This window comes from Arthrobacter sp. B3I9 (assembly GCF_030816935.1).
Lineage (GTDB): Bacteria > Actinomycetota > Actinomycetes > Actinomycetales > Micrococcaceae > Arthrobacter.
The window spans coordinates 2,883,529-2,900,476 of the sequence record NZ_JAUSYO010000001.1 but is presented as its reverse complement, the minus strand read 5'-3'; the positions used below and the strand labels follow the sequence as shown (position 1 = coordinate 2,900,476).

Below are 16,948 nucleotides of genomic sequence, written 5' to 3'. Positions count from 1 at the left end.
TTATGGCCGCTATGCCCCTTCGCATAGCGGCCAATTTCGTCAAACGAGCGTGGCGCCAACGAGGGTCTGAGGGCCGCGGCTGCCGCTTAAACGAATATCGCCCCTGTATACGGCCTTAAGGCGGTAATCGGGGCGACTCGTTGGAGCTGCAAATGTTGCTGCGGGCGGCTAGCGTCCGCGGGCAGCCTTGCGGTCCGGGCGGGCCTTGTACGGATCAATGCCCTTCGGGATCGGCAGGCGGCTTCCCAGCGAGGAGATCCGCTTGGACACGGCACTGACCTCGATCTTGGTCAGTTCCTTGTTCAGCTTGTTCATCTTCTTGGCGACCTGGCTGATCGGCACCTGGCCCTCACCGCGGCCGCTTTCGATCACGTGGATGGTGACATTCGGCAGGATGCGCGCAAGGCGTTTGCGTTCGGCGTCGACCAGCGGCTTCACCCGGCTGGTGGGACCTTCACTGACCAGCACGACGCCGGGCCGGCCGATGGCGCGGAAGACCACGTCCTGGGTGCGCGGGTTCACGGCGACCGGCTGTTCTTCGACGATCCAGCCGCGCTTGAGCGTGCCCAGCGCTGCACCTGCGGCCCCGGGCTGGTTTTCGATCTGTGCGAAGGCGGCCCGCTCGGCCCTGCGGGACAGGATGAAGGTCGCGGCAAGCACCCCCAGCGCGATGCCGATGATCAGGCCGGTGATCCAGTTTTCCATAAGGAAGCCAACCAGAAGGCTGACAGCCACAACGCCAAGGAAGGCCAGCAGCATGAGCCAGGGCACCATCGGATCGTTGCGCCGGGTCATCTGGAAGACCTCGCCGATCTGCTTCAGGCGGCTCGGCTTCTTAGCCGTCGCTACCTTGGCCTTACGGGAGAAGAGGCCACGCTTCGGAGTGACGGCTGAAGAGCCGGAGGCCGAAGAACTGGACGTGCGGGGGTCAGGGGAATTCGCCATAGTGCCTTAATTCTACGCGATTGACGGCTCAGGGCCGTCCGCCGGATTGCTCCGGTGCCGGCCCTGGCGACAATGTTGTGGTCTCGCTGGATTAGGAGCGCGCGGCCAGCAGTGAGCTGGCTTCCTGGCGGGTGCTTCCGGAGCTTTCGATGTGGGCGAGCTCGGCCGGGATTTCCCAGCCCTTCTTGCGCATCGCGGTGGCCCAGAGCCGGCCGGCCCGGTAGGAGGAACGCACCAGCGGCCCGGACATGACGCCGAGGAAGCCGATCTCGTCCGCTTCCTGCTGCAGGTCAACGAACTCCTGCGGCTTGACCCAGCGGTCCACCGGCAGGTGCCGCTCGGACGGGCGCAGGTACTGGGTGATGGTGATCAGGTCACAGCCGGCCTCGTGCAGGTCCCGCAGGGCCTCGGAGATCTCCTCGCGGGTCTCGCCCATGCCCAGGATCAGGTTCGACTTGGTCACCATGCCGAGCTTGCGGCCCTGCGTGATCACATCCAGCGACCGGTCGTAGCGGAAGGCCGGGCGGATCCGCTTGAAGATCCGGGGCACGGTCTCGACGTTGTGGGCGAACACCTCGGGCTTCGAGTCGCAGATCGCCGCGATGTGTTCGGGTTTTCCGGAGAAGTCCGGAATGAGGAGTTCGACGCCGGTGCCCGGGTTGAGCTCGTGGATCTTGCGGACTGTTTCGGCGTACAGCCAGACGCCCTCGTCGGCGAGGTCATCGCGGGCCACACCGGTGACGGTGGCGTACCGCAGCTGCATGGACTGCACGGAGCGGGCCACCTTGGTCGGCTCGAACATGTCCACCGGCGACGGCTTGCCCGTGTCGATCTGGCAGAAGTCGCAGCGCCGGGTACATTCGGAGCCGCCGATCAGGAACGTCGCTTCCTTGTCTTCCCAGCATTCGAAGATGTTGGGGCAGCCGGCCTCCTCACAGACGGTGTGCAGGCCTTCCTTCTTGACCAGGTTCTTGAGCTGCACGAACTCCGGGCCCATCTGGACCTTGGCCTTGATCCATTCCGGCTTGCGTTCCACCGGTGTGGCCGCGTTCCGCTGCTCGATGCGCAGCATCTTCCGGCCTTCTGGTGCCAGTGTCACAGTAGAGCTCCTTCGTGGGTTGCAACTAGGGCTTGTTCATTGTCGCGCAGTTCTTCGATGATCCGCGACACGAGGTCGGCCGGGGTGACGTCCCGGCCTGTCTCCTGGGCGATCGTGGTGACACCGGCGTCGGTGATCCCGCAGGCAATGATCTGGCCGTAAGGCGCGAGGTCGTTGTTGCAGTTGATGGCAAAACCATGCATCGTCACGCCGTCGCTGACCCGGATGCCGATGGCCGCGATCTTCCGGGCTGGGCCCTTCTCGTCCTGTTCGATCCACACGCCCGCACGGCCCTTTATGCGCACGGCATCGATGCCGTAGTCGGCCAGCACGGCGATGATGACAGCCTCGAGGCGCTCCACATAATCGCGGATTCCGGCCTTGTTCCTGAGCTTGATGATGGGGTAGCCCACGAGCTGTCCGGGGCCGTGCCAAGTGAGCTTTCCGCCGCGGTCCACGGGCACCACCGGAGTCCCGTCAAAGGGGCGTTCGTGGTCCTCGGTGCGTTTGCCGGCCGTGTAAACAGCCGCATGCTCGAGCAACAGTACGGTGCTGGGCGCGGTCCCGGCGACGACTTTTTCGTGCAGTTCACGCTGGACGTCCCAGCCGTGCGAGTAGTCAACGAAGTCAGGGTCGAGACCCAGCTGGAGGAACTGAAGAGTCATGGCATCCAGCTTAGTCCTCGCCCGTGCGCGTACCCGCTTGTGTGGTCAAGCTCTCATGCCTGTGGATAACTTCTGCGGGGATCGTCGGAATCGGCTATTCCTTTCGGTATGGAAGATCTCAGTGCGGAAGATGCCGCCGCGGTAGATACCGGCGCGGAAGATTCCGGGGCGACAAATACCGTGACGGAAGATTTCGCAGGGGCTGGCGTCGCCCCACCGATAGTTCCCGGTTACGACGTCGGCCGCTGGCTCGGCCGCGGGGGCAGCGCCACAGTCTGGCTTGCCACCGAGACGTCGACAGGCCGGAAGGTTGCGCTGAAATGTTTTCCGTCCGGCGGCGGCACGGGGGAGGAGCCCGGTTCCGAGGCGGAGATGCGGCGCGAAGTCCGCGTCCTGTCCGTGCTGGACCACGACCACCTCGTCAGGGTGCACGCGGTGGTGCGCCTGCACTTTCTTCCTGAAACCGGTAGCGACGGGGGCCGAGGGCTGGGCCTCGTGCTGGACTATGCGCCCGGCGGCTCGCTCGCAGCCCTCGTCGCGGGCCGGGCGCGGCTGAGCGCCGGCGAGACGGTGACCGTACTGACCCCCGTCGCGCAGGTACTGGCATATCTGCACGCGCACGGCTTCACCCACGGCGACGTCGCCCCCGGCAATGTGTTGTTTACGGCGCAGGGCAAGCCCCTCCTGGCCGATCTCGGTGTCGCGCGGATGGTGGCGGACACCACCGCGGACGCCCAACACGGCACGGACGGTTTCCGTGACCCGGCACCCGTGGATGCAGTGCGGGCCGGGCTGCAGCCCGAACGCGACGTCTATTCCCTTGCAGCCCTCGGCTGGTTCTGTCTGTCCGGGCGCGCCCCTGAGCCGGAGCAGCAGCGGCCGCCGCTGCCGCTGCTGGTGCCCGGGGTTCCGGCTGCCCTCGCCGCTGCGCTGGAGGCAGGCCTGCGGGAGGACCGGCGCCTCCGGCCAACGGCTGCGGAGCTCGCCACAGCGATCTATCGGAGTGCCAGGGCGGAGCCGGTGGACCTGTCCGGATCAGTCCACCCGACCGTGATCCCGGAGCTGCTCACCCGGCGTGTCCTGCCCCGCAGAGGGCGGGAGCGCGGGGTTGAACGGCTCCGCCGCTGGTCCGGCGATGTCTCCCGAATGATCCGGCGGACCCCGGCCGCAGTCTCGGGACAGGCGGCCGCGGCCGCACTGTCCCACTCGCCGGCAAGGCACGCGCCGCCGCGCGCGGCAGCAGGGCTGGTACCGCCCCGCTCGGCCGCACGGCTTCTACCGCTACTACCGCATCATCCGCGGGCAAGGCTTGTACCGCCGCGCCCACCGGCAAGGCATGCTGCCCACGGTGCTATTGCCGGCAAAAATGCTGCAAGGTCACTTGGTGGCGGACCCCCCGGTCTCCGGGTGGCAGCTTTGACGGTGCTGGCGTTGCTGACCGTTGTCACAGGTGCCTGGCTGCTGGCTGGCGTCCGGCTGCCGGCGCCCTTTCCCGCGTTGTCCGGCGCCGGTGCGGAAGCGGGCGCTGCCCAAAGTCCTTCCCAATCCCCACCGTATAGAGGAGCCCTGGAGCCGGCCCCGCCTACGACGATCCCGCAGGACATCCAGGCCCTGCTCCGGTCCGAGGACCCCGCAGAGGCTGTCCGCGGACTATCCCGGCTCCGTGCGCTGGCCTTCAATTCCGGGGACCTGGAACTGCTGGACGAAGTCAACGCCCCGGGATCCCCTGCAGCGGCCGCGGACGCCAGGACCGGCGCCCGGCTGCGGGAATCCGGCCACGTGCTGACAGGTTTTGCCAACGTGTTGACCACGGTGGAACGAGCGCCGGTCAGCGGGCCCTGGCGCACCGTCCTGGCCGTCAGCGTGGCGTCGTCCGCCTACCAGGAGCGGGACGCATCGGGCGCCATGGTGGCCGAGGCCGGCCCCTCCGGGGAGCAGCGGCTCCGGCTGGTGCTCGTGCAGGTCGATGGCCGGTGGAGGATCCAGGAAATCCTTCCCCCAAGTACTGCTCCGGGCTAGGAACCCGCGACGGCGGCACCCGGCAGGTCACTGGTCAGCCCCGTCAGCGTACTCAGGCGTCCGGGCCCTCGCCCGCTACCCAGGCGGCCGCTTGTGCGAGGGACGGGTGCCGCCACTGGTAGCCGGCTTCGTCGAGCATGGCCGGTTCCAGCCGCTGGCTCGCCAGCAACAGTTCGTCCGCGAGCTTGCCCATCACCAGGCGCAGCACAGGTGCCGGAACCCGCAGCACGGCCGGCCGGTGCAGCGCCTCCGCCAGCTGCGCAATCAGGGAATTCAGGTCGGCGCTTTCGGGGGCGCACACGTTCACCGGCCCGGACAGCCGGCTCGAGAGCAGGAACGCGAATGCCCCGGCCACATCGGGAAGTGTGACCCAGGGCCAGTACTGCCGGCCGTTGCCGAGGGGCCCGCCGACGCCAAGGCGCAGGAGCGGCATCAGCCGGCCCATGGCCCCACCCGTGCGGCTCAGGACCACGCCTGTGCGCGGCGTGACCACCCGCACCCCGGCCGGCGCCTCGTGTGCCGCCGCCTCCCAGTCCGCACAGAGCCTGGCCAGGATGCCCTCGCCGGCAGGAGCGTTCTCGCGCAACAGCACTGCACCCGCGTCCCGGTAATAGCTGGAGCCGGACTGGCTCAGGAACACGGCCGGCGGGGTCTCCTGCCGGGCCATGGCGGCCGTCAGGGTCCGGGTGGGACCCAGCCGGGAACTGCGGAGTTCGTTGATGCGGGCCCGGGTCCAGGGCCGGTCGCCGATGCCGGCGCCGGAAAGGTTGACCACCGCGTCCGCTCCCCGGAGCGCGGTCTCGTCGATGCGGCCCTCGGCCGGGTTCCAGTGGAACTCGGCCGCGGAGGCCGGGGGCCGCCGGACCAGGACACCAACGTCGTGCCCGGCGTTGCGCAGGGTCCGGGAAACGGCGGTTCCGATCAGCCCGGAGGCGCCGGCAATAATGATTCGCATGATCCATCTCACCATGCCGGGCACGGCCGGGAAACCTCCCGGGGAGCAGGGGACGTCGTGACTATGATCGAACGATGACCTCTTCGAGCTACCTACGTTTCCCGCATCTACACGGCGATCTGGTCACCTTCGTGGCCGAGGACGACGTCTGGATTGCGCCCCTCGCAGGCGGTCGCGCCTGGCGGATTTCCTCCCTGCAACTGCCCGCCCGCAACCCCCGCTTCACCCCGGACGGGAAGCGGCTCGTGTGGACTGTGGTGCAGGGGACGTCGCCGGAAGTCGTCAGCGCGGAGGTCGACGGCGGCGGCTACCGCCAGCTGAGCTACTTCGGCCACAGCTCCACCCGGGTCAAGGGCTTCACCCCTGCCGGGGATGTCGTCGTCACCAGCGCCTTCCGGCAGGCCGACAGCCGCCTCACGCATGCCTACAGCCTGCCCGTGACCGGCGGCTGGGCGGAGGAACTCCCGTTCGGCCCTGTCGAGTCTGTCGCATTCGGTCCGGTGGTGGGCGACGAGCGCCCGGTTGTCCTGGCCAGCCTGCTCTCCCGGGAGCCCGCCTGGTGGAAGCGGTACCGCGGCGGCACAGCGGGCAAACTGTGGATTGACGCGGACGGCAACGGCGAGTTCGCGCGGCTCGCTCCTGAACTGGACGGCAACCTCACCGACCCGATGTGGGTGTCCGGACGGATCGCGTTCCTGTCCGACCACGAAGGCTACGGCAACCTGTACTCCGTGCTGCCGAACGGTACGGATCTTCGCCGGCACACCGACCACGAGGACTTCTACGTCCGCCATGCCGCCACCGACGGCGAGCGTGTGGTCTTCGAATCCGCCGGCGAACTGTGGCTCCTGGCGGACCTCGGTTCGGATGCCGTGAAACTCGAGATTTCCCTCGGCTCCGCCTCGCAGGCCCGCCGCGCCACTCCGCTCAAGCCCGCCAGGCACCTCGGGGACGTCGTTCCGGACCACGCGGGGGGATCCAGCGCCGTCGAGGCCCATGGGACGTTGCACTGGCTGCGGCACAAGGACGGACCTTCCCGCGTCCTGGAGGCCACCCCCGGCGTCCGGGCGCGGCTGCCGCGGCCCTTCGGCAACGGCCGGATCGCCTATGTTGCCGACCGCGAAGGCGTGGAGGCGCTGTACCTCAAAGCCATCGCCGCCGTGCCCGCCGGCGGGAACGCGACCGGCGGGGACTTCGCCGGCGGCCCGGGTGTGCCCGCCTCCCGGCCCGCTCCGCAGCGGAAGGATCCGGAGGCGTCCGGTGCAGGCACTCCGCTGCCGCGGCCGGTCTCCGCCGCCGCGCTGACCCGCCCGGACTCCGTGGTCGCGGTCCCGGCCCCCGCTACGGACGCCGCCGCACAGGACGCCGCCGACACGGCTGGTGCCGGCACCCCGGCAGCAGCAGCCGGCGTCTCGGCGTCGCGGGCGCAGCAGGCGTCCGGACAGCTCACAAGGATCGACTTCCCGAAGCCGACCCGCGCCAGCGCCATCGAGGCCAGCCCGGATGGCAACTGGCTTGCCGTGGGCACCGCCTTTGGCGACATCTACCTGGCGGACACCCGCACCGGCACCCTCGAGCTCCTGTGCAGCATCGGCGAAGGCAGCATCGACGGTTTCAGCTGGTCCCCGGATTCCGCCTGGCTGGGCTGGTCCGAACCGGTCACCTCCTTCGGCTCCCGCAGCCGGCTCCGGATCACCAAGGTCGACGCCGGCCCGCTGGCAGATGCGGGGAAGCGCACGATCGTGGACGTCACCGACGGACGTTTCCGCGACGAGTCGCCCTCATTCACGCCGGACGGCAAATACCTCGCCTTCCTCTCCAACCGCAGCTTCGACCCGGTCTACGACGGACACTCCTTCGACCTGTCCTTCCCCAGCCCGATCAAGCCGTACCTTGTCGCCCTGGCGGCTGACACGCCGTCGCCCTTCGGCCCCACGGTGGACCTCCAGAACGGGGCCGACCAGGACGGCGCCGACGAAAACGACGCCGACCAAAACGACGCCGACGGCGGTCCCGGCGGTGACGAAGAGGGTTCGAAGGACGGAATCCCGGCCGTCCGGGTCGACGCGGAGGGCCTGGCCCACCGGGTCATCTCGGTTCCCGTACCGCAGGGCAACTACTCGGCGCTCACTGCCACGTCCGGCGCCCTGCTCTGGCTCGACAGCGAACTTTCCGGCGTGACGGGTGAAGGCCGGGCAAGTCTGCAGGATAAAGATGCCGCACCGTCCCTGGTCCGCTTCGACGTGGCCAAGCGCAGCACCACCACCATTGTCGAGGCGCTGAACAGCTACCGGCTCTCTGGCGACGGCGAAAAGGTGGTTTTCGTGCAGGACAAGCAGGTCCGCGTCGCCCCGGCCGGCGCCAAGGCTGATGAGGAGTCCGGCCAGCTCGTCACGGTGGACCTCACCCGCATCAGGGTGCTGCTGGAGCCGCTGAGCGTCTGGGGTCAGGCCTTCGACGAGGCCTGGCGCCTGCAGCGTGACTTCTTTTGGACCGAGGACATGGCCGGCCAGGACTGGGACTCCGTGCACGCCCGCTACCGGCCGGTGGTGGACCGTCTTGGGTCCCATGACGATCTCGTGGACCTGCTCTGGGAGCTCCACGGCGAACTGGGCACCTCCCACGCCTACGTCCGGCCCTTCGCCGTCACCGAGAACGGCAGCAACGGCCAGGGCCGTCTGGGAGCGGACCTTGCCTTCGCCGGTGAGGGGTGGGAGATCACGCGGATCCTGGCCGGGGAATCGTCAGACCCGCTGGCCACCTCGCCGCTTACCCGGCCGGGCGCGGACGTCAAAGCGGGCGACGTGCTGCTTGCCATCGACGGCGTCGAACTTTCCGAGAGCCGGACGCCCGCAATGCAGCTGGTCGGCGCCGCGGGCCGTGCCGTGGAACTCACCCTGCGCAACGGCTCCGGGCATGGGGACAAGGCCGGAAAGCACCGCCGTGTGGCCGTGGTGCCGGTCAAGGACGAGGAACGGCTGCGCTACCAGGAATGGGTTGCCGCCAACCGTCGCACCGTCCGGGAAGCCTCCCAGGGCACCTTCGGCTACCTGCACATCCCGGACATGATGGCCAACGGCTGGGCGCAGCTGCACCGTGACCTCGACACCGAGACGGCGCTGGACGGGCTGATCGTGGACGTCCGCCGCAACCGCGGCGGCCACACGTCCCAGCTGGTGGCGGAACTCATCGGCCGCAAGGTCACCGGGTGGAGCATGCCCCGCGGGGAGAAGCCGCGGACGTACCCGCACCACGCACCGCGCGGCCCCGTCATCATTCTCGCCGACGAGTTCGCCGGCTCCGACGGCGACATCATCACCCAGGTCTCCAAGCTGCGGGGGATCGGTCCCGTGATCGGCACGCGGACCTGGGGCGGCGTCGTCGGCATTGACAACCGGTTTGCCCTCGCCGACGGTACCGGCGTCACGCAGCCGCGCTACGCCACCTGGTTCTCCGGCGGTGTGGGCTGGGGCGTTGAGAACTTCGGCGTCGCTCCCGACATCGAAGTGAACTTCCCGCCGCACGCCTACGCTGCGGGTACCGATCCGCAGCTTGAATATGGCATCGGCGCCCTGAAGGAAATGATCCAGGAACTGCCTACGGACCGGCCCCCGCTGCGGGAAGGCTACCGCCGGGTGCGCCCGGCTCCGCTGCCTGCGCGCCAGCCGGGCAAGTAGGCCGCGGCGCCCGACGGCGCAGCCCGCTCCACGCGAAGGCCTCCGGTCCCTCAACAGGGAACGGAGGCCTTCTTCGTTGGAGTACGAGGCGTTTATGAGGCCAGGGACGCGTCCAGGGTGATCTTGATGCCGGTCAGAGCGGCGGAGACGGGGCAGCCGGTCTTGGCCTCCTCGGCGAGGCGCTGGAACTCGTCATCCGTGATGCCGGGGATCCGCGCGCTGACGGTCAGGTGGCTGTCCGTGATGCCCGTGCCCGGAACGAAGGTGACGTCCGCCTTGGTGTTGATTTCCTCCGGCGTGTGGCCGGCCTGGGCGACGGCGAGGCTGAAGGCCATCGAGAAACAGGCCGAGTGCGCCGCCGCGATGAGTTCTTCGGGGCTGGTCTTGCCCTCGGACGACTCGGCGCGCGCCTTCCAGGTGACGTCGAAGTTGCCCAGTCCGGAGCTGTCCAAGGTGGTGTTGCCCGCGCCCGTCATCAGGTCGCCGTTCCATACAGTGTGTGCGGTGCGTGTTGCTGCCATGTCCACTCCTCATCATTGTGAATCCGCGACCCGGCGAGGCGCCGGTTCGTGTCGAGTCCCATCCTAGGGATTCCCCGAACCCGGCGCACCGGTGTCCGCTGTCAGAGGATTGTGACCGGCGCCGGCGTACGTGTGTCCCTTTTTCAAAAGCGGGGGTTAACGACGACGGCGACGCACCCTGTGCGGGTACGTCGCCGTCGTGGATACCGTTGCGGTCTACTGCCAGAGCGTCGCGATGGCCACGTTGAGCAGTGCCAGACCGCCAACGCTGTGGGCGAGGCCCTTGCTGACCGGTTCGCCCTTCTTGTACTTGCGCCGGCCGATGAACGCCAGTGCGACCACGACCAGCGCGATCACGAGCTTGACGCCGAGCTTGGCATAGTTGGCATCCCTGTCCAGGGCGGGGATGAGGCCCATCATGATGATGCCGGTGATGATCTGCAGGGCTGCGCCGTCGAACTGGCGCGGGTGGACCGTGGGCTTTTTCATCTGGCCGATCCAGATGCCGACGATCATGGCGGCGCCGATGATGTGCAGGAAGACCATGACGTTATAGACGATGTTCATGGCATCAGTCTAGCCAGAGACTTCTACGCAACGTAGTAGGACCCGCTGGACGGTACAGCCAAAACGGCGACGGCGGCACGGGCACTCCGGTGGCTTCCCACCCGTGCCCGTACCGCCGTCGCCGTCGGTCTTGCTGGACCCTTAGAGGCCGAGGTCGGCTTCGAAGGCGCCTTCCTCAAGGCGGGCCTTGAGCGTCTGCAGGAAGCGTCCCGCGTCGGCGCCGTCCACCAGGCGGTGATCGTACGTCAGGGAGAGGTACATCATCGAACGGATGGCCAGCGAGTCATCGCCGTTCTCGTCGGAAACCACCACGGCGCGCTTGACGATCGCACCGGTGCCCAGGATGGCGACCTGCGGCTGGTTGATGATCGGCGTGTCGAACAGGGCGCCGACGGAGCCGATGTTGGTGATGCTGAACGTTCCGCCGGAGAGCTCGTCCGGGCCGATCTTGCCGTTGCGGGTCCGGTCGGCGACGTCGGCGATCTTGCCGGCGAGGCCGGCCAGGTTCAGGTTGCCGGCGTCGGAGATGACGGGAACCAGCAGGCCCTTGTCCGTGTCCACCGCAATCGCCAGGTGCTCGGCGTTGTGGTAGGTGATCTCCTGCTTGTCCTCGTCGTAGGAAGCGTTGACCTTCGGGTGCTGCTTCAGGGCTTCGGCGACAGCCTTGGCGATGAAGGGCAGGAAGGTCAGCTTGGAGCCGTTCTGGGCCTGGAAGGAGTTCTTGGCCCGGGCACGCAGCTTGGCGACCTTGGTCATGTCCACTTCGTGCACCTGGGTGAGCTGGGTGGAGATGTCCAGCGACTCGCGCATGCGGCGGGCGATGACCTGGCGGATCCGGGGTGCCTTCTGCACCGTGCCGCGCAGCGAGGACTGGTCAGCGGAAGGACGCGCGGCGGCAGCGGACGCTGCCGGGGCAGCAGCCGCAGGCGCCGGAGCAGCCTTGGCTTCTGCGGCAGCCAGCACATCCTGCTTGCGGATGCGGCCGCCGACGCCGGTTCCGGTCAGCGAGGAGATGTCGACACCCTGCTGGTTCGCGAGCTTGCGGACCAGGGGAGTGACGTAGCCGGACTCGGCGGAAGCGGCCGGAGCAGCAGTTTCCTGCTTGGGAGCCTCGGCCGGTGCTGCAGCAGGTGCCGGTGCAGCGGCAGGTGCCGGTGCAGCGGCAGGTGCCGGTGCAGCGGCAGGTGCCGGTGCAGCCGCAGGAGCGGGGGCTTCCTGCTTCGGGGCTTCTGCGGGTGCGGGAGCAGCGGGGGCGGCCGGAGCCTCTGCCTTGGGGGCTTCCGGGGCGGGTGCCGCGGCAGGGGCAGCAGCGCCGGAGCCGATCACGGCGAGGACGGAGCCGACCTCAGCCGTCTCGTCCTCGGCGACGCGGATTTCCTGCAGGGTGCCGGCGACCGGGGACGGGATCTCGGTGTCGACCTTGTCGGTGGAAACTTCCAGCAGCGGCTCGTCCACCTCGACGGTGTCGCCGATGCTCTTGAGCCAGCGGGTGACGGTACCCTCGGTGACGCTCTCACCCAGGGCGGGCAGCGTGACGTTGTGGCCTTCCCCGGCGGAAGCGGCAGCGGGCGCTTCGGCAGCAGCAGGCGCTTCGGCGGCGGGAGCCTCCGCAGCAGGAGCCTCGGCGGCGGGGGCTTCGGCGGCGGGAGCTTCAGCAGCCGGCGCTTCGGCGGCCGGAGCGGCGCCGGAGGATGAGCCGTCGCCAATGCGGACCAGCGGAGCTCCGACTTCGGCGGTCTCGTCTTCGGCAACGAGGATTTCCTCGATCACGCCGGCAATCGGAGAGGGGATCTCGGTGTCTACTTTGTCGGTGGAAACCTCGAGCAGCGGCTCGTCCACCTCTACCCGGTCACCTACCTGCTTCAGCCAGCGGGTGACGGTTCCTTCGGTGACGCTCTCACCGAGGGCGGGCAAGTTAACGGATTCAGACATGTCGTCCCCGTTCTCCTTATTGATCTGTAGTGCTGATGAATGCTGCTTTGGTCGAGCTTAGTGCACCCAACATTCCATGCCGGGTGCACTAAGCACAGAGTTCTTGCGGTGGTGCGGGCGGAGATGCCTAACCGTGGAGGGGCTTGCCCGCCAGGGCCAGGTGCGCCTCGCCCAGGGATTCGTTCTGGGTGGGGTGGGCGTGGACCAGCTGGGCCACATCCTCCGGGTAGGCTTCCCAGTTCACGATCAGCTGCGCTTCGCCGATCTGCTCACCCATGCGGGCGCCGATCATGTGCACGCCGACCACGGGGCCGTCCTTCTGGCGGACCAGCTTGACGAGGCCGCTGGTGCCCAGGATGGAGCTCTTGCCGTTGCCGGCGAGGTTGTATTCCTGGGTCAGGATCTGGTCGTCGCCGAACTTGGCCTTGGCAGCCTTCTCCGTGTAGCCGACGGTGGCGATTTCGGGCTCGGAGTAGGTGACCTTGGGGATGTTGACGTCTTCGACGACGACGGGCTTGAGGCCGGCGATCTCTTCGGCGACGAAGATGCCCTGCTGGTAGCCGCGGTGTGCCAGCTGCACGCCGGGGACGATGTCGCCGATGGCGTAGATGTTGCCGACGCCGGTGTGCAGGCGCTCGTTGGTGATGACGAAGCCGCGGTCGATCGTGATGCCGGCGTCCTCGTAGCCCAGGTTGGCGGTGACGGGGCCGCGGCCGACGGCCACGAGCAGAAGGTCGGCTTCGAAGGTCTTGCCGTCCACCAGGGTGACCTTGACGCCGTCGTCGTTCTGTTCAACGCCCTGGAAGAAGACGCCGGTGGAGAACTTGATGCCGCGCTTCTTGAATGCGCGCTCGAAGTTCTTGACGATCGTCGCGTCCTCGTTCGGGACCAGGGAGGGCAGGCCTTCGACGATGGTGACATCGACGCCGAAGGACTTCCAGACTGAAGCGAACTCGACGCCGATCACGCCGCCGCCCAGGATGATGGCGCTCTTGGGGATGAAGTCCATGGTGAGGGCTTCGTCGGAGGTGATGACCTTGCCGCCGATTTCCAGGCCCGGCAGCGTCCGGGAGTAGGACCCGGTGGCCAGGACGATGTTCTTGCCCTTGTACGCGGTGCCGTTGACCACGATGGTGTCGGTGCCCTGGAGCTTGCCCTCACCCTCGATGACGGTGATGCCCTTCTTGCCCTTGATCAGGCCCTGCAGGCCCTTGTACTTGCCGGCGATGATGCCGTCTTTGTAGGCGTTGACAGCGCTGATGTCGATGCTGTCCAGGGTGACGTTGACGCCGTACTTCGCAGAGTCGCGGGCGTGGTCGGCCAGCTCTGCGGAATGCAGGAGCGCCTTGGTGGGGATACAGCCGTTGTGGAGGCAGGTGCCGCCGAGCTTGGCCTTTTCGATCAGGCCGACGGTGAGGCCAAGCTGAACGGCACGCAGGGCAGTTGCGTAGCCGCCGCTGCCGCCGCCGAGTACCAGGATGTCGAATTCTTGCGCAGTTGCCTGATCGGCCACTAAAACGCTCCCTCGCGTGAACGATGACGCGGGAGTTCGCATCATCTGGTCTTGGAACTTTTGCTGCCGGAACTATGCCGGCAGGCCCGTTCCCTTTCATTTGTTCCTACCGCAGTTCACCTTAGCGAACCACTAATACATGCTCCACCTTGCCGGGGCTTTTGTGGAGCGCTTGTGTTGAGTGTCACGCGGGCCCTGCATGCGGGGATAATCCCGGCCGCAGGGCCTGCGCGCAGTCACACGGCCTTGGCCAGGAGGTCCTCGGCGTAGGCGACCAGGGTCCGGACCGTGCAGCCGGTGCCCTGCTTGTGCGTGTAGCCGTAGGGGCTGCCGTTGTTGAAGGACGGGCCGGCGATGTCGATGTGGGCCCAGGGGATCTGCTCGCCGTCCTTGCCTTTGCCGACGAATTCCCGCAGGAACACCGCCGCCGTCATCATTCCGCCGTGGCGTTCGCCGATGTTGGCGATGTCGGCGACCTGCGAGTCCAGGCTTGCGCGCAGTTCCTCGGGAAGCGGCATCGGCCAGACCAGCTCACCGGCCCGGTCCGCGGCGGCCTTGAGCGGACCAGTGACGTCGTCCGAGCCCATGACACCGGCGGTGCGGTCGCCGAGGGCGACCAGCTGGGCGCCGGTGAGCGTGGCGACGTCGATGATGGCGTCCGGGTATTCCTCGCTCGCCGCGACGATCCCGTCCGCCATGACGAGGCGGCCTTCGGCGTCGGTGTTCAGGACCTCCACGGTCTTGCCGCCGAACACGGTCAGGACGTCGGCCGGGCGCTGGGCCGTGCCGGAGGGCATGTTCTCCGCAATGCAGAGCCAGGCGGTCGCCTTGACGGGCAGGCCGAGGCCGGCGAGGGCCAGCACCGTATTAAGGACGACGGCGGCGCCGGCCATATCGCTCTTCATGTCGCCCATGTTCAGGGCAGGCTTGATGGAGATGCCGCCGGTGTCGAAGGTGATGCCCTTGCCGACGAGGGCGATCTTGGCGGTCGCCTTGGCCGGGGAGTATTCGACCTTCACCAGTCGCGGCTGCCGGGAGGAGCCCTTTCCGACGCCGAGGATGCCGCCGAAGCCGTCCTTTTCCAGGCGCTTCTCGTCCCAGACGGTGACCTTGACGGGCAGGCCCTTGGCCAATTCCTTCGCGGCGTTGGCGAACGACTCCGGGTAGAGGTGGCTGGGCGGCTGGTTGACCAGCGAGCGGGTCGCGTTCACGGCTTTGCCGATCAGGGCCGCCCGGTTCAGCGCCGGCTGGAGGGCCCGGTCCGTCGCGAAGTCGGTGACAATCACGACGTTCTTTACCGGGTCCTTCAGGCCGTCAAGAGAGGAGCGGTACTCGGAAAACGAGTACGCGCCCAGCGCGGCACCTTCGGCGACGGCAGCAACGTCGCCCACGGACGCCGTCGGAAGCGCCAGGGCAACAGTGCCCAGTCCGGCCAGCTGCCGGACGGCGGACCCGGCGGCACGGCGCAGCGCTTCCTCGGTCAGGGGCCGGTCCGCGGCCACCTTGCCGACACCGGCGAGTACCAGCACCGCGGCTCCGGCTTCCGGCAGGCCGGGGAGGCGGTGGGCCTGGTCGACGGCCCCGGTGATGCCCAGAAGGCCCAGTGATTCAGCGAGTGCCTCTGCTGCCTTGGCCGGCAGGGGGTTGCTGAGCAGGACCGGGCCGTCCGGTCCCTGTCCGACTCCGATGACGAGGGCGTCGCTGGGAGATTTCTTGGGATCCCCGGCGATTGCACTAAGTTTCAATTCAGTAGTCTTGACCACGAGGGCAGTCCTCACTTCTCTCTGGTTTTCGGCAGGAACTGCAGGTTCGGCGCCCCGCCACGGGAACCCGAGCCGCCGTCGGCGTGAGACGAGGCTTAGGTTTGTAGATGTCTTCGGGTTTAGGAGTCCTCCTGGGAGGCCAGTTCCGATCGTAGTCTCTCCGTCCGGCGGGTGTTGAATGCGATGAGAGCTGGAGCACACCGCCGGCTGGAATGCCGGCGCCGCCCGGGGTGTTGTAGGGGATATCGGGACCACTGCCTGTAGGGCCCGCTGCGTCCGGTGAACTCAACCGCGCGGGGCTCGTCCCGCCCGTCCGCCGCCGCTATTGCGAAAGGAACACTGCCGTGCTTGAACGGATTTCCGGCTCGTTGCTGGACCCCAAAGCCCTCTACGTGCGTGATGACGCGCTGTTCGGCAGCGAGGAACTGCGCGGACTGAACCTCGTCATGGGTTTCACCGGGTTTGCCGACGCCGGTCACGTCGTCAGCCAGATCACTGCTGAACTGCTGGACACCCTGGACGGTGACATGATCGCCGAGTTCGACGCTGACCAGCTGATCGACTACCGGACGAGGCGGCCGCAGGTGAGCTTCGTCGAAGACCACGTCCAGGACTACCAGGCCCCGACCCTTGCCCTGTACCGGCTGAATGACGGTCTGGGGAACCCTTTCCTCCTGCTCGCAGGGTTCGAGCCGGACCTGCAATGGGAACGCTTTGCCCGCGCGGTGGTCGGCCTCGTCGAGGACCTTGACGTCAATCTGGTCACCTGGATCCACTCGATTCCCATGCCGGTCCCGCACACGAGGCCCGTCGGCGTCACCGTGCACGGCAACCGCCCGGACCTCATCGAGGGGATCTCCGCCTGGAAACCGACCGTGGAGGTGCCGTCCGCGGTGGGGCACGTCCTTGAGCTGCGGCTCCTCGCGGCAGGCCGCAACGTAGCCGGCTACGTCATCCACGTCCCGCACTACCTTGCCGAAGCCGAATACCCCACGGCTGCAGTCGCCGGGCTGGAATACCTCGGCGCCGCCACCTCGCTCATGCTCCCGACGGACCGGCTGCGTGAGGCCGGCCGGGAAGTGGGCCGCCAGATCGCAGAGCAGATCGCGGCCTCGGAGGAAGTGCAGCAGGTGGTGTCGCGGCTGGAGTCGCGCTACGACGAGAAGGCGGAGGGAACCGTCCGGCGTTCCCTGCTGGCCGATGAAAACGACCAGCTTCCTAACGCGGACGACCTCGGGGCTGCCGTGGAGGCGTACTTGGCGCGTAAGGAACCCGGAGAATAAATAGGATTT

At 67.8% G+C, this 16,948-nt stretch carries 12 protein-coding genes; 3 read left to right on the top strand and 9 right to left on the bottom strand.

The annotated features are described in order from the left end of the window. Nucleotides 1-168: 168 nt before the first annotated feature. From QFZ65_RS13525 to lipB, 3 genes are all read right to left on the bottom strand, one after another. Nucleotides 169-945 (bottom strand): DUF4191 domain-containing protein, encoded by a 777-nt coding sequence (locus tag QFZ65_RS13525; RefSeq protein WP_306911187.1) that lies wholly within the window; start codon nt 943-945, stop codon nt 169-171. 91 nt (nt 946-1,036) lie between these two features. Next, a complete protein-coding gene (gene lipA / locus QFZ65_RS13520) occupies nt 1,037-2,044 on the bottom strand; it encodes a lipoyl synthase (protein WP_306911186.1) in 1,008 nt (335 codons plus the stop codon). Continuing rightward, on the bottom strand, nt 2,041-2,718 hold the full coding sequence (lipB, locus tag QFZ65_RS13515) for a lipoyl(octanoyl) transferase LipB (RefSeq protein ID WP_306912578.1): 678 nt from the start codon (nt 2,716-2,718) through the stop codon (nt 2,041-2,043). Before lipB ends, lipA begins: the two co-directional genes overlap by 4 nt. A gap of 99 nt (nt 2,719-2,817) precedes the next feature. On the opposite strand from lipB, the gene QFZ65_RS13510 reads away from it, so the two are divergent. Further along, nucleotides 2,818-4,728 carry a serine/threonine-protein kinase gene (locus tag QFZ65_RS13510; RefSeq protein ID WP_306911185.1) on the top strand — a complete coding sequence of 637 codons (1,911 nt, stop codon included), beginning with the start codon at nt 2,818-2,820 and terminating at the stop codon, nt 4,726-4,728. Nucleotides 4,729-4,780: 52 nt separating this feature from the next. On the opposite strand, the gene QFZ65_RS13505 is transcribed toward QFZ65_RS13510, so the two are convergent. Then, nucleotides 4,781-5,683, bottom strand: coding sequence for a TIGR01777 family oxidoreductase (locus QFZ65_RS13505; RefSeq protein ID WP_306911184.1), 903 nt, complete (start codon nt 5,681-5,683; stop codon nt 4,781-4,783). 74 nt (nt 5,684-5,757) lie between these two features. Here QFZ65_RS13505 and QFZ65_RS13500 point away from each other — a divergent pair, with 74 nt between their 5' ends. After that, complete coding sequence (locus QFZ65_RS13500; RefSeq protein ID WP_306911182.1) at nt 5,758-9,360, top strand: S41 family peptidase; 3,603 nt, start codon at nt 5,758-5,760, stop codon at nt 9,358-9,360. Nucleotides 9,361-9,452: 92 nt separating this feature from the next. Here QFZ65_RS13500 and QFZ65_RS13495 read toward each other — a convergent pair whose 3' ends face one another. The 5 genes from QFZ65_RS13495 to QFZ65_RS13475 form a co-directional block, all read right to left on the bottom strand. Further along, complete coding sequence (locus tag QFZ65_RS13495) at nt 9,453-9,881, bottom strand: OsmC family protein (RefSeq protein ID WP_306911180.1); 429 nt, start codon at nt 9,879-9,881, stop codon at nt 9,453-9,455. 216 nt (nt 9,882-10,097) lie between these two features. Further along, complete coding sequence (locus QFZ65_RS13490) at nt 10,098-10,448, bottom strand: hypothetical protein (protein WP_306911178.1); 351 nt, start codon at nt 10,446-10,448, stop codon at nt 10,098-10,100. 141 nt (nt 10,449-10,589) lie between these two features. Further along, on the bottom strand, nt 10,590-12,380 hold the full coding sequence (gene sucB / locus QFZ65_RS13485; protein ID WP_306911176.1) for a 2-oxoglutarate dehydrogenase, E2 component, dihydrolipoamide succinyltransferase: 1,791 nt from the start codon (nt 12,378-12,380) through the stop codon (nt 10,590-10,592). A gap of 127 nt (nt 12,381-12,507) precedes the next feature. Then, on the bottom strand, nt 12,508-13,893 hold the full coding sequence (gene lpdA / locus QFZ65_RS13480; protein WP_306911175.1) for a dihydrolipoyl dehydrogenase: 1,386 nt from the start codon (nt 13,891-13,893) through the stop codon (nt 12,508-12,510). Between the two features lie 236 nt (nt 13,894-14,129). Further along, nucleotides 14,130-15,656: a leucyl aminopeptidase gene (locus tag QFZ65_RS13475; protein ID WP_306911173.1), complete on the bottom strand. Its 1,527-nt coding sequence runs from the start codon at nt 15,654-15,656 to the stop codon at nt 14,130-14,132. A 344-nt stretch (nt 15,657-16,000) separates the two neighbouring features. Here QFZ65_RS13475 and QFZ65_RS13470 point away from each other — a divergent pair, with 344 nt between their 5' ends. Next, nucleotides 16,001-16,939 carry a proteasome assembly chaperone family protein gene (locus QFZ65_RS13470; RefSeq protein WP_306911171.1) on the top strand — a complete coding sequence of 313 codons (939 nt, stop codon included), beginning with the start codon at nt 16,001-16,003 and terminating at the stop codon, nt 16,937-16,939. Nucleotides 16,940-16,948 lie beyond the last annotated feature (9 nt).